Raw genomic sequence first — 14,044 nt, forward strand, 5'->3', positions numbered from 1 at the left:
CGGAAGACCCGGCCTCTTGTCATCATGTCAATTGAAACGTTCCAATTGATACGTTCAAATAGTGACACATCGTCGACGTCTTGGCCAGCCAGCAGACATCACAATTGGATATCGGCCCTGCAGTGACACGTCTGCCAGGGCGCTTGCCTCGGCATCAACCCGGCGTCAGTCAGTTCATCTCCGTAGCGAGGATTTCCGTGCGCTGAATGACGGCTCGATGTACAAGGTGCTGTGTACGTGGGTGTCTGGGTTGGCGATCTCGTCTTGCAGCCGCAACCACGCCTGGCGGCCCATCTCTAGTCCCTGATGATTCGCCGTCGTCAAGGGAATCCTGCTGCGTTCCACGTTGCGGTCACCCTCGCACCCCACAACGGCCATCTCCCCTGGTACGTCTACTGAGCCATCGTCACAGAGCGCTTCCAAGATGCCGTTCCCCAGGGCATCCGTGACGGCCACGATTCCATCGGGACGGTCGCCAGGATCAGCCAAGAGGCGACGACCGAGCTCATAGCCATCCTCGAACAAGTGGCCGCCCGGGTCGATCTGAGACAACGTCACTCCAGGGTGCTCAGCGACGGCCCGCTCGACGCCTCGCCACCGGTCGGATACCGGTTGAAAATCATAGGTGTGGGCCACATACGCGATCCGGGTACACCCTTGCTCAATGAGGTGCCTTGCGGCGAGTGCACCGTGTTGTTCGTTTCGAGTGAGGACGGTGCAACACGAGATCGATTCGTCGCGGTAGTTCAACAGCACCATCGGGCTGTCAACTGTACGTGCGCGCTCGAGGTCGGCCGCCGTTCCAGACATTGGCGACAGCAAGATACCTGCAGTGTGCATCTCCTGAAACACCCGAATGAAGTCGTTCTGGCGTTCAGTGTCCGCAAGCGCGTTGGCGAGCAACAACTTGATTTTGGTGTCAGCCGATGCCCCGAGCGCCCCCTCGACCATGTCCCCATAGAGGGAATCCCTGAGGTCGGCAAGTACAAATCCCACGAGCTCCGAGCGGCCAGACACCAACGAGGCTGCTTGAGAATTGCGCACAAAACCCACTCGCTGCATCGCCTCGAGCACCGACTTGGTCGTCTGCTCCGAGACGCGTTCGGGGTAATTGAGAACGTTGGAGACTGTTCCCGTTGACACGCCAGCCGCCGCGGCAACTGCCGCCATGTTAGTGCGCTTGCGGTTGCTTCGACCTTGCTTGGGTGTTGTCTGTTGAACACGCTCAGCGGGGGAATTCACGTCCAGACCTCCTCGTCTACGGGCGTTCCGACGCGCACCTTTGAGTGGAACGTTCAAAATCCTATTACACGTCACGACGCTCGGAGCGCATGAGAACAAGGCTCCGCAAGGGAACGGGCACGCGGCAGTGGCCCCGAATGCTCCGCGCACCGCCCGAACGATTAGTCGGTCAGGACGCCACTCAGCGTGTCCACCTCGCCCGCGGTCAGTTCCAGATCCACTGCTTTGGCCGAGTCCTGGATGGACTGCGGGCGCGAGGCTCCCGGAATCGGGATCACCACGGGCGACAGCGCCAGGTGCCAGGCAATGGTGACCTGCTGCGGGCTCACGCCGTGGGCCCTGCCGATGCGCGCGAACTCGGCGTGCTTCTGGCCGACTTGCGCGGCGTTGCGGATGCCCCCCAGGGGACTCCACGGCAGGAACGCGATGCCCATGTCCGCGCAGAGCTCGAGCTCCGGGTAGCTTGACACGAACGCCGGCGAGAACTGATTCTGCACCGACACTAGACGCCCGCCCAGTACCTTGTTCGCGATGCGGATCTGGTCGACGTTGGCATTGGAAATGCCAGCCATGCGAATCACGCCCTCATCGAGGAGCTCAGCAAACGCCCCCACGGACTCCTCGTACGGCACCGCGGGGTCCGGCCGGTGGAACTGGTGTAGGCCAATGGCCTCGACTCCCAGTCGGGCCGCCGAGGCCTTGGCGGCCTGCTTGAGGTAGTCGGGCCGGCCGTTCACGGTCCAGGAGCCGTCTCCCGGACGAAGGTGCCCGGACTTGGTGGCGACGAGGACATCGTCCGTGTCACCGTCGTACTGGCGCAGTGCCTTGGCGATCAGTGCCTCGTTGTGCCCCACCTCGGGCGCATAGCGATGGTACGCATCCGCGGTATCGATCAGCGTCACGCCCGCATCGAGCGCCGCGTGAATGGTCGCGAGCGCCTGATCCTCGTCGGGACGGCCCTCAATTGACATGGGCATTCCGCCCAGTCCAACTGCGCTGACGTGCACGTCACCAATGTTCCGCTGCTCCATGTATTGCCTCCATGAGTAATAGGTGGTGCGGGGGGCGAATCTCCTCAGCCCCGCGGGCTCTCGGCAAGACTACGACGCATCACCGACAGATGCGACTGGGCCGCCAGATACCGCCCATACCTCGCAATTCCCTCGCTGGGACTCTACGATGTGAGACATGATCAGGCATGACGACCTCCGCTACGAGCCGCACCTCGCCCTCGCGCTCGGCGGCGGCGGAGCACTGGGCGCCGCCCACGTCGGTGTGTTGCAGGTGCTCCGCGAGCGAGGAATCACGCCGTCCATCGTGGTGGGAACCTCGATCGGATCCGTCATGGGCGCTGCATACGCCGCCGAGATCGACCCCTACGAGCTCGAAGAGTTGGTGTTGAACGCGGATTGGGGCGACTTTGGCACCTTCTCGATTGCACCCAGCCTGGGGTTGCTCAACACCGAGGGCCTCCGCAAGAGCATCGAGACTGTGGTCGGCACCGAACTCATCGAAAACCTGCCCATTCGCTATGGCGCCATCGCATCGGACCTGGCAGCAGGAAAGTCGGTCCTCATGGACCGCGGCCCGCTCTATCCCGCGGTGGCCGCGTCCATTGCCGTTCCGGGAATCTTCGCCCCCACCAAGCTGGACGGCCACCTGCTACTCGATGGCGGAATCTACGAAAACTTGCCGCTCGAGGCCGCGTTCGAGATGGGCGCACACCACGTCATTGGCGTCCGACTCGCTCCCGAATGGGATGCCATCCCCAGCCAGTACACATCGGTCAAGGTCCACGAACTCGAGATTCGCTCGGATGTCACCCTTATCTCGCCCAAGCTTCAGCACCGGTCACAGTGGGTCAAGAAGGATCTGCCGGGACTCGTCCTGGACGGCCGTCAGGCTGCGGAACGCGCATTGGAGGAGTACGCCATCGTGACGCCGCGCCCAGCAGCGGTGGTGGCAGTGCCGGACGGCATGCCGCTAAGCGATGCGGTCAGCCTCGAGGCCGATTCGACGGCACCAGTGACACCAGAGGGTGACGCGGATTCCGACTTCACCGAGTACCACCCGAGTACACCGGCCGATGCCGACGGGGGCGGGCACGACGACGTCACTACCGCAGAGGCCACCGCAGCGCCGGAAACACCTGAGCCGGCGGCTCCCGAGGCCGAGTCCGCCGACACAGAAGACGAGCAAGTTCAGCACCGGGGACTCGCCGCATTCTTCCGTCGGCGCTAAGCCCCGCCCGGGGTCACGCCAAGTCGGGAAACGCCTTCGCGACAACCGGGTGGACCACGCGCCCACCTGCCACGTTGACGCCGGCGGCGAGTGCAGCATCGGCCGCAATTGCGTCCTCCACCCCGCCCGCGAGCGCCTTGATGTACGGCAGCGTGACGTGCGTCAGCGCCGCCGTCGATGTCGCGCCCACGGCACCCGGCATGTTGGCGACGCAGTAAAAGACGGAGTGCTCGACCACGTACACCGGGTCGTCGTGGGTGGTGGGGCGCGAGTCCTCGAAGCAGCCTCCCTGGTCGATCGCGATGTCCACCAGGACGGATCCCTGTCGCATGCGCGACACCTGCTCGTGACTGACCAACTTGGGTGCGGTGTGTCCCGGAACGAGCACGGCACCCACGACGAGGTCGGCCTCGGTCACCGCGGCATCGACCGCCTCTGGCGTCGACACCACCGTCGTGACACCCGGCAGATTTTCCGAGTCGATGCTGCGCAAGCGCTCCTCGGATAGGTCAAGCACCGTCACACCTGCACCCATGGCGGAGAGCAACTGCACCGCGTTGGTGCCAGCTACCCCTGCGCCAATCACGACTGTCGCCGCGCGCGGCACTCCGGGGATACCACCCATGAGGATGCCGGGGCCGCCCTCGGAGCTCAGCAAGTGATAACCGCCGGCCAGCGCCGCAAGCCGGCCGGCGACGGCGCTCATGGGTGCCAACAGGGGCAGCGACCCATCGGCGAGCTGGACAGTGTCTAAGGAAAGCGCGGTGGTGCCGGCGCCTGTGAGCGCATCAGCGAGCGCACGGTTGGCGGCCAGGTGAAGGAAGGTGAATAGCGTTTGGTTTCCCAATCGTCCGAATTCCTCGGGCACAGGCTCCTTGACCTTGAGCACGAGTTCCGCGTTCCACGCATCGTCGACGGTGCCGATGCGCGCTCCCGCGTCAATGAAGTCTTGATCGGGGATCATGGATCCCACGCCGGCCCCTGCCTGGACCACGACATCGTGACCTAGCGCAACGAGTTCACTCGCACCGCTGGGAGTGAGAGCCACGCGAGTTTCGCGGTTCTTCACCTCGGCCGGTATTCCTACGAGCATGGATGTCTCCTCAGCAGCTAACCGTCGCGCGGGCGGCGGATGTGCCGGGCGTCGACTGAGGATCAGCCACGGTGAGGCGTATCCCTTGACACCAGCGTGTCCCTCTGACGCTACTTATGCAACAACTCTCGTAGTGCGTGTTGCGCAGCGGAGCAACTATTCCTGGACGTCGTAGTACGCCGAGGTGCCGGCAATGAACTCCCAGTGCCAGGGCTCGTACTTGGATCCCTTGGCCCACAGGGGGTTGGCCCAACCGTAGATTCCGGCATTCTCATCGAGCCACGCGCGCGCGGCACCACGGGAATCCGAGGAGCACAGGTCAATCGCCAGACCCCACCCATGCATGGACGTGCCGGGAGGTGCGGCAAAGTAGCCACGCGACGCCTTAAGTGAATACTGGCGGCTCAATGAGCGGTACGAGTCTGACAGGCACAGGTCCCGGCCAAAGGAAGATTTGAAGTGCTCATTGAGGGCGATCATCGACAGCGCCGCATCACCGCGCAACGACTGGCCGGGCGCGAACGGCAGATCACACAGGCTCGACTGCGCCAGTCGACCGTTGGATCCGTTGGCGGTCGATGAGCCGGAGCACTCCCCGCTGTCGGCGATCGCGCCTACTTCTGCGGAGGTAAGAATTGCGGACGCCTGCTGGTCGATGGAGGGCAGCGGGAGGTCGGAGGACAGTAGTTGTGGGCCGCCACCAAGAATGGCGCGTGCCGTCGAGGGAGCTGCGGCACCCTGCTGAACATCGGGCAGTGCCTCGGCAGCGTTGCCGTACGGGGTGATCGTGCCCATCACGGGGTAGACGACCATCGCGAGCGCAAATCCTGCGAGCACGCCCATCCGGGTCAACACCTTGCGGCGGCGGTGGGTGGTGCGGACCTGGATCTCCGCGGTTCGTTCGATGCGAGTGTGCTTACGTGAGCGGTGTCCCGGGGAGGCGTCCTCGGCACGCACACGTGTACTCACATTCGCCTCCCTAACTGTCGTTGCCCTCAGCGCCGGATTAATACCGGAAATCCTCAGTGCTCCTCAGTGCCCCCAGAACGGGGGGCACGTCCAATAGTAACCAAATGGTAACGGTGATGGCTAGGCGGGTCCATGTCGGATCCGTCACACCGCGTTTTATGAGGACTAATCCTCGCGGGCCATCGAATCTCGTACTTCGCCTACGAGTTCCTCGATGATGTCTTCGAGGAACACGATGCCCACGGCAACGTCACCGCGATTGACCGACGCCACGTGGGCGCCAGACCCGCGCATCAGTGCCATGACGCTTTCGATTTCGTCGTCGTCAGCAACTGCCGGCAGGTCTCTCACTCTCCAACGCTGGATGGGCTCCTCGCGTTCCCCTGGGCGCGCATAGAGCCCATCCTTGATGTGCAGGTAGCCCACGAAGGTGTCGTTTTCACGCACAGGGAACCGCGAGAATCCGGTGTCGGTGACCGCCTGCTCGAGCTCGTCGACGGTGACCCCCATCTCCACGCCACGCACATCCGGCAGCGTAACCATGACATCGGCCGCCTTGTAGTCCGAGAATTCAATCGCGCCCGTCAGGAGTCCGTCGGGGTCCGACAACGTGCCCTCCGCGCTGGAGCGCTCGACAATCGACTGCACCTCATCGGCCGTGAACGCCGACGTCACCTCGTCCCGGGGTTCAAATCCCATGGCCCTCACCAGGTGATTCGCAACCCAGTTCAAAGCGATGATGACGGGGCGGACGAACCTGGCGATCGCCACCAACGGCGGGCCAAAGATCATCGCTGCACGGTCCGGGCTGGATACCGCTGCGTTCTTGGGCACCATCTCGCCAATCACGACATGGAGGCCAACGATGATCATCAGGGCAATGATGACCGCGACGACATGTGCCGCTGAGTCGGATAGCCCCAGGGAGTGCATGGCAGGCTCGAGTGCGTGGGCGAGCGCGGGTTCCGCGACGACACCGAGGGACACGGAACACACCGTGATCCCTAGCTGGGCGCACGCGAGCATCAGCGACACGTTCTCCATGGCCCACAGCACGGTCTTTGCCGATTTGGAGCCGGCCTCGGCGCGCGGCTCAATCGAGCTGCGGCGCGCGGAGATGACGGCGAACTCCGCGCCCACGAAGAACGCGTTCGCCAGGAGCAAGCCAATCACCAGGAGCGTCATTCCGAGACTCATGCGCCCTCACCCCCGTGGTCGTCGAACTCGGGAGAAATGGCTTCCAGGCGCACCCGGTCGATCCGGCGCCCGTCCATCCGCTCTACCTTGATGCGGACCTCACTCGCCGCGACCTGATCCCCCACCTCAGCGACACGCCCCAGCTGAGCCATCACGTACCCGCCTACGGTCTCGTACGCGGGAGACTCGGGGATCACCAGTTCGGTGCGCTCCTGCACCTCATCTGGGCGCAGGGTGCCGGGGACAATCCACGCCCCGCCGGCCGTCCGATGAATCGGGGCGCGCCGGCGATCGTGCTCGTCGGCTACCTCGCCCACGAGCTCCTCGACGACGTCTTCGAGCGTGACCAAGCCGGCGGTGCCACCATATTCGTCAACGACGACCGCGCACTGGTGGCCCAGTCCACGCAGTTCGACTAGCAGTGGAAGCATGCGCATGGTTTCCGGAATGCGCGGCGCGTTCACCATCAACGTGCCGATGCGAACCTCGTCGCGTTGGTGCGATGGCACGGCCACCGCCTGGCGGAGGTGGACCAGACCCACGATGTCGTCGGGACCGTCGCCCACGACCGGAAAACGCGAATGTCCCGTGGCACGGGCGAGCGACAAGACGTCCGCTGCCACGGCATCGGCGCCGAGCGTCTGTAATCGGGTGCGATCCGTCATGACATCAATCGCGGTGAGGTTGTCGAGTTCGATGGTGTTCTTCAGCAACAAAGCGGTCGAGGGGGCGAGAGTGCCGGCCTCGGCGGAGCGCCGCACCAGGGCCGCAAGCTCCTGGCGTGAACGACCGCCGGACAGCTCCTCCTTGGGCTCGATCCCGAGCAGCCGCAGGATGGCGTTGGCCAGGCCATTGAGCACGGCAATCAGCGGGCGCAGCGCGACGGTGAAGCCCATGTTGAGGGGCGCCACCACTTTCGCGGTGCGCATCGGCGCGGACAATGCCGCATTCTTGGGCACCAACTCGCCAATGATCATGGAGAACGCATTGACGAGGATGAGGGACAGCGTGCCCGCGAGCCCCGCGACCGCGGCCCTGCTCAATGGCGTTGAGGACAGGGGAATTCCGAGCAGCTCGACCAACGCCGGCTGTGCCGTGTAGCCCAGCAGGATGGTCGTGAGCGTGATTCCCACTTGGGCGCCCGACAGTTGAGTCGACAGATGCTTGAGCGCGCGGCGCACTCGGTTGCCGCGGACGTCGTCGTCAACGTGGGCGGGGTCGAGCGCTACCAGCGAGAACTCTGCGGCGACAAAAACGGCGGTTCCTAGTGTGAGGAGCGCACCGAGTCCAAGCAAGATCCATGCGGTCATACAGGCTCGTGGCCTTCCGACTCGCAACCGGGATTGGGCCTACGTCTGTCCCCATCATTCATTGGGCAAGCATACCGACGCCGTGGCGACTTCGTCATAGTGCCAAGGGCGCACCAAGCAACGTCCTCTCCTTGGCGTTGTGTCCCCCATATTCCGTAACAATTTCTCCAAAACGGGTGACATGAGGCCCTGCTAGAGCGTTTAGGCTGGAGAATAAATCAAACACCGCAATGTAGACGCATACACGCCTAAGAAAGTGAGCGGCCTCACGTGTCCACCGACACCAGCGCGCCAGACACCGAACGAACGACCGTCACCCGCGCCGCGAGCGCACCGTCGGTTGCCTCCCTCATCCTGGGTTCGAACGGTGACCACCCCTCCCCGGAAGCGGAGCAGGCTCCTTCGAAGCCAGCCTTCGTGATCAAGCCCGCGCCAGGCACCACCCCTGGAAAGGCCGCGCCCAAGCAGGCGGCGGCAGCGGACATGTCCGAGCCCGCACCCGCCGCGGTGGCGACCGCGGCGAACGAGCCCAAGGACGTGGGCCCCAAGAACGAGGCGTCCGTCGAGTCGCCGGCGAGCACTCCCAAGGAGACGGCCGATGCCAAGGCTGCTCGCCCCGACATCTCACAGCCCGAGACAGTGGCCACCCCGGTGGTCGCGTCCGACTCGGACGACGACGCCCGAGACAGCCACGACGGCGATGAGCAGACGGTGACGCAGCCGATTGCCACTGCTCAGGCGCCAACCGCGGCCTACCTGCAGAGCCACGACCACGCCGAGCGTGCCACCAAGGACGTCCACCAGGGCGTCACTCGCCTGCGCGGCCCTGCCGCCCGCGTCGTGACGAATATGGAAGCCAGTCTCGAGGTCCCCACCGCGACCTCGGTTCGCACCATCCCCGCCAAGCTCCTCATGGACAACCGTGTGGTGCTCAACAACCACATGGCGCGCACCCGCGGCGGAAAGGTGAGCTTCACTCACCTCATTGGCTTTGCGATCGTGGAGGCGCTCGCTGAGTTCCCCGCCATGAATGTGGCTTACGGACTCGAAGACGGCAAGCCAGCCATGATCACGCCGGCTCACGTCAACTTTGGTCTGGCAATCGACATGGCTAAGCCGGACGGCACCCGTCAGCTGCTCGTGCCCAGCATCAAGTCCGCCAACGACATGGACTTTGTACAGTTCTGGAGCGCGTACGACGACATCGTCAAGAAGGCGCGCACCAACACGTTGCAGGCGTCCGACTTCCAGGGCACCACCATCACGCTGACCAACCCCGGCACCCTCGGCACCGTCCACTCCGTGCCGCGCCTCATGGGCGGCCAGGGCACGATCATCGGCGTGGGAGCCATGGACTACCCTGCCGAGTACCAGGGCGCCTCCGAGGAGATCATCTCTCGCATGGGCATCTCCAAGGTGATGACCCTGACGTCGACGTATGACCACCGCGTGATTCAGGGTGCCCAGTCCGGCGAGTTCCTCGCCCTGGTCCACAAGAAACTGCTCGGCCTCGACGGCTTCTACGACCGCGTCTTCGTGTCGCTACGCATCCCCTACGAGCCCGTGCGCTGGGTTCAGGACGCCGCCACCACCGAGGAAGCCGAGGCCGCCAAGCCCGCATCCATCGCGGAACTCATTCACTCGTACCGTTCGCGCGGTCACCTCATGGCGGACGTCGACCCACTGAGCTCGCGTCCGCGCAAGCACTCGGACCTCGACGTTCAGACCCACGGCCTCACGCTGTGGGACCTGGACCGCGTCTACTCCACCGGTGGCTTTGGCGGCCGCGAGCGCTGGAAGATGCGCGAGGTCCTTGGACGCCTGCGCGACGCCTACTGCCGCACCATCGGCCTCGAGTACATGCACATCTCGGACCGCGCGCAGCGCACCTGGTTCCAGTCCCGCCTCGAGCAGGGCTACACCAAGCCCGCACGCGAGGAGCACCTGCGCGTGCTGAACCGCCTGAACGCAGCCGAGGCCTTCGAGGCGTTCCTGCAGACCAAGTATGTGGGTCAGAAGCGCTTCTCCCTCGAGGGTGGAGAGTCGCTGATCCCGCTGCTCGACGCCGTCATGTCCTCCGCCGCAGTCGCGGGCATCCAAGAAGTCTGCATCGGGATGGCCCACCGTGGCCGCCTCAACGTCCTCGCGAACCTCGCGGGCAAGAAGTACGGGCAGATCTTCTCCGAGTTCGACGGCACCGCTGCTCCCGGGTCTGTCCAGGGCTCCGGCGACGTGAAGTACCACCTCGGCACCGAGGGCACCTTCACCGCCGAATCCGGCGAGACCACGCGTGTGTACCTCGCCGCCAACCCCTCGCACCTTGAGGCCGCCAACCCGGTCCTCGAGGGCATCGTCCGTGCGAAGCTCGACGCGCTGGGCGCCGACCCCACGACCGACGGCTACCCCGTGCTCCCCGTGCTTGTTCACGGCGACGCGGCCTTCGCGGGTCAGGGCGTCGTCATGGAGACGCTGAACCTCGCCGCACTCAAGGGCTACAAGACCGGCGGCACGGTCCACGTCATCATCAACAACCAGGTGGGCTTCACGACCGGCCCCGAGAACTCGCGCTCGACGCGCTACTCGACTGACATCGCCAAGGGCTACCAGATCCCCATCTTCCACGTGAACGGCGACGACCCCGAGGCCTGCGTGCGCGCCGCCCGGCTCGCCTTCGAATACCGCGAAGAGTTTGGCCGCGACGTGATCGTTGACATGGTCTGCTACCGCCGCCGCGGGCACAACGAGGGCGACGACCCCTCGATGACCCAGCCGCGCATGTACGACCTGATTGAGGCCAAGCGCTCCGTGCGTCACCTCTACACCGAGGCGCTCATCCGTCGCGGCGACATCACCACCGAGGAAGCCGAGTCGGTCTCCAAGGACTACCTATCGCAGCTGGAGCGTGTGTTTCTCGAGACCCGCGAGGGCTTCAAGCCCGGACCCGACACCGAGTCCATCTCCGGCCTCGAGGTCCCCACCTCGCAGTCGTCCGATGCCGGCATGATGGTCGGCTGGAAGACCGCCGTAAGCGCCGGTCAGATTGAGCGCATCGGCCGTGCCCACGTGCGTCCCCCTGAGGGCTTCACCGTGCACTCCAAGCTTGAGAAGTTGCTGGAGCGCCGCGAGGTGATGAGTCGCGAGGGCGGCATCGACTGGGGCTACGGCGAGATCCTCGCGTTCGGCACCCTGCTCCAGGAGGGCGTGCCAGTGCGCATGGCCGGCCAGGACAGCCGTCGCGGCACGTTCGTCCAGCGTCACGCCGTCTACCACGACCGCAAGAACGGCTCCGAGTGGACCCCGTTGCTGTACCTCAGCGCGGACCAGGCCCGCCTGCACATCTACGACTCCTCGCTGAGCGAGTACGCGTGCCTCGGTTTCGAATACGGCTACTCCGTGGAGCGGCCCGATGCGCTGGTGCTGTGGGAGGCGCAGTTCGGCGACTTCGTCAACGGCGCGCAGACGGTCATCGACGAGTTCATCTCCTCCGCGGAGCAGAAGTGGGGACAGTCGTCCTCCGTCGTGCTGCTGTTGCCCCACGGCTACGAGGGCCAGGGCCCGGACCACTCGTCCGCACGCCCCGAGCGCTTCCTGCAGATGTGCGCCGAGGACAACATGGTGGTCGCGGCACCGTCGACGCCCGCCAGCTACTTCCACCTGCTGCGTCGCCAGGCGTACACGCACCCGCGCAAGCCGATGATCGTGTTCACCCCCAAGTCGATGCTTCGCCTCAAGGCGGCTCAGTCCGGAGTAGCCGAGTTCACCGAGGGCACCTTCCGCGAGATCATCACCGACCCCATCGATCCGGCTGGCGTCACGCGTGTGCTGATGTGCACCGGCAAGGTCTATTACGACCTGCTGGCGGCACGCGAGAAGGCCGGCGACACCACCACCGCCATCGTGCGATTCGAGCAGCTGTACCCACTCGTTCCTGAGGCAATCACCGAGGCGCTCGCTCCGTTCGGAGACGCCGAATTGATGTGGGTCCAGGAGGAGCCGAGCAACCAGGGTGCCTGGTCACACATCTCGATGTCGCTGCCGCAGATCATCGAGCGTCCACTCAAGGTGACCTCACGCAAGGCCTCCGCCTCGCCGGCATCGGGCATGAGCTCGCGTCACGCGGCCGAGCAGGCAGAGTTGGTCGAGAAGGCCTTCCGCCGATGAGAAACGTGTTCTTCGTGGGCGACGAGTTAGTCGCGGGCCACGGCGATCCGAAGGCACTTGGCTGGACCGGACGCGTGGCGGCGCGCACCTTGCCTCACGCCACCGATCTGGCATTTCACACGCTCGCTGTGCCCGGCGAGACCACGGGCGAGATGACTAGCCGCTGGGACGAGGAGGCGCTACGACGCATTGCCCGCCCCGAGGCCGCCGACGAGCCCCGCTACGCACTGTTCGCCGTGGGGCGAGGCGACGTCACGCGGTCCGTCTCCCCCACGATGACCAGGCTGAACATCGCCAATGCCCTCGACCGCGCATCGGCGCTGGGTTTCTCGACGCTGATGGTGGGCCCGCCCCCCGGGCGCAAGGATGAGAACCAGCAGATCGCGGAGCTCGCGGCTGTGTGCGAAGAGTCGGCTGCGCGCCGAAGCGTGCCATACGTGGACATGTACGGCCCCCTGGCCCGACACGAACAGTGGGCCGCGGACATGGACACCGGCCACGATGCTTTGCCCCTGCAGGCTGGCTACGGGCTGATGGCCTGGCTGGTGCTGCACTCCCGCTGGCACGCGTGGCTCGGGATCAATGACGCCGAGGCGCTCAACAACTCGTAGGAGCACCCTGAGACGCCGGGTTCCCACCACAGTGGCGACGACTACGCCGCCTCACTGGCTCCCTCAGCACGCGGAACCACACGGCAGGCCGATGCAATCGCCACTTTTGCGTGGCATCCTGCTAACTGATGACTCCGGCGTTGCGCAGTGAGACCGACAGGTCGTGCGGGCGCGAGGCGATCGCCACGGCATCGTCGAAGTTGACCTCGCCGTCGCTGACCAACTGGAACAGGTGCTGGTCGAACGTCTGCATCTTGTAGTACTCGCCGTCCGCGATCAGGTCGACAATGGGCGGCTGGCTAGGCGGATCCACGATCGCCTCGGCCGTGCGGCCGGTATTGACCATGACCTCCGCGACCAAGGCACGGCCCTTACCGTCGCTCTGACGGACCAGTCGCTGAGAGACGATTCCCTTGAGGGTCTGCGACAGCGTTGCCCGCACCTGACCCTGCTCGTGCGGCGTAAAGAAGTCGACGATGCGGTTGATGGTGTCCTGGGCGTCCACGGTGTGCAGGGTCGCAAGCACCAGGTGACCGGTCTCAGCAGCCGAGAGCGCCGCGCGCACGGTCTCGATGTCACGCATCTCACCGACCATGATGACGTCAGGGTCCTGCCGCATCGCCCCACGCAGCGCGTTGTTGAAGTCCAAGGTGTCCGAGCGCACCTCGCGCTGCGAGATGATCGCCTTCTTGTCGTGGTGGAGGACCTCAATCGGGTCCTCGATGGTGATGATGTTCACTTCGCGGTACGAGTTTATGAGGTCAACCATCGACGCCAACGTGGTGGTCTTTCCGGAACCGGTAGGGCCGGTGACCAGCACCAGTCCGCGCGGCTCGAGCGCCAAGTCCGCGATGACGGGAGGCAGGCCGAGCTCGTCAAAGCTCTGCGCACCTACCGCGACGTGGCGGAACACGAGGGAGTCCGTGCCGCGCGCCACGTAAGCGTTGACACGGAATCGACCCACTCCCGACAGCGAAAACGCGAAGTCCGCCTCGTGGGTATCGCGGAACTGAGCGACGAGATCCTCGGGCAGCACCTGCGCCACCATGTTCCGAGTGTCCTCGGGGCGCAGCGGGGGAACCTGCAACTTTCGAAGACGCCCGTCGACACGGATACGAGGCGCTGATCCCACCTTGCAGTGGAGGTCGGAGCCGCCCGTGCTCGCGAGGGCGTGCAGGAACGGGATGACGGAAACTGGCTGGTCGCTCACGGATTCTCCA

The 14,044-nt window shown here is 64.9% G+C and carries 10 protein-coding genes; 3 read left to right on the forward strand and 7 right to left on the reverse strand.

Annotated elements, in window-relative coordinates; translation table 11 throughout:
- Positions 1-174: 174 nt before the first annotated feature.
- Positions 175-1,242 (reverse strand): LacI family DNA-binding transcriptional regulator, encoded by a 1,068-nt coding sequence (locus AOP73_RS00800; protein ID WP_152650490.1) that lies wholly within the window; start codon positions 1,240-1,242, stop codon positions 175-177.
- A gap of 161 nt (positions 1,243-1,403) precedes the next feature.
- Positions 1,404-2,273: an aldo/keto reductase gene (locus AOP73_RS00805; protein WP_061962760.1), complete on the reverse strand. Its 870-nt coding sequence runs from the start codon at positions 2,271-2,273 to the stop codon at positions 1,404-1,406.
- 157 nt (positions 2,274-2,430) lie between these two features.
- Between AOP73_RS00805 and AOP73_RS00810 the strand changes: the two genes are divergently transcribed.
- Entirely contained in the window at positions 2,431-3,483 is a 1,053-nt protein-coding gene (locus AOP73_RS00810; protein ID WP_061962761.1) for a patatin-like phospholipase family protein, read from the forward strand.
- A 13-nt stretch (positions 3,484-3,496) separates the two neighbouring features.
- Here the strand turns inward: AOP73_RS00810 and ald are convergent, their stop codons facing one another.
- From ald to AOP73_RS00830, 4 genes are all read right to left on the reverse strand, one after another.
- The gene (gene ald, locus AOP73_RS00815; RefSeq protein WP_061962762.1) at positions 3,497-4,576 is read right to left on the reverse strand and encodes an alanine dehydrogenase; all 1,080 of its coding nucleotides are present in this window, start codon (positions 4,574-4,576) and stop codon (positions 3,497-3,499) included.
- A gap of 156 nt (positions 4,577-4,732) precedes the next feature.
- Complete coding sequence (locus tag AOP73_RS00820) at positions 4,733-5,545, reverse strand: M15 family metallopeptidase (protein WP_236683472.1); 813 nt, start codon at positions 5,543-5,545, stop codon at positions 4,733-4,735.
- 165 nt (positions 5,546-5,710) lie between these two features.
- On the reverse strand, positions 5,711-6,742 hold the full coding sequence (locus AOP73_RS00825) for a hemolysin family protein (RefSeq protein ID WP_061962764.1): 1,032 nt from the start codon (positions 6,740-6,742) through the stop codon (positions 5,711-5,713).
- On the reverse strand, positions 6,739-8,052 hold the full coding sequence (locus AOP73_RS00830) for a hemolysin family protein (RefSeq protein ID WP_061962765.1): 1,314 nt from the start codon (positions 8,050-8,052) through the stop codon (positions 6,739-6,741). The genes AOP73_RS00825 and AOP73_RS00830 overlap by 4 nt, the downstream gene beginning before the upstream one ends.
- Positions 8,053-8,469: 417 nt before the next feature.
- Here AOP73_RS00830 and AOP73_RS00835 point away from each other — a divergent pair, with 417 nt between their 5' ends.
- The gene (locus AOP73_RS00835) at positions 8,470-12,213 is read left to right on the forward strand and encodes a multifunctional oxoglutarate decarboxylase/oxoglutarate dehydrogenase thiamine pyrophosphate-binding subunit/dihydrolipoyllysine-residue succinyltransferase subunit (RefSeq protein WP_439645232.1); all 3,744 of its coding nucleotides are present in this window, start codon (positions 8,470-8,472) and stop codon (positions 12,211-12,213) included.
- Positions 12,210-12,824: a GDSL-type esterase/lipase family protein gene (locus AOP73_RS00840; RefSeq protein ID WP_061962766.1), complete on the forward strand. Its 615-nt coding sequence runs from the start codon at positions 12,210-12,212 to the stop codon at positions 12,822-12,824. Before AOP73_RS00835 ends, AOP73_RS00840 begins: the two co-directional genes overlap by 4 nt.
- A gap of 121 nt (positions 12,825-12,945) precedes the next feature.
- Here AOP73_RS00840 and AOP73_RS00845 read toward each other — a convergent pair whose 3' ends face one another.
- On the reverse strand, positions 12,946-14,034 hold the full coding sequence (locus AOP73_RS00845) for a type IV pilus twitching motility protein PilT (RefSeq protein WP_061962767.1): 1,089 nt from the start codon (positions 14,032-14,034) through the stop codon (positions 12,946-12,948).
- Positions 14,035-14,044: the final 10 nt, after the last annotated feature.

Origin of the sequence: Demequina aurantiaca (genome assembly GCF_000975135.1) — a bacterium.
GTDB classification, from domain to species: domain Bacteria; phylum Actinomycetota; class Actinomycetes; order Actinomycetales; family Demequinaceae; genus Demequina; species Demequina aurantiaca.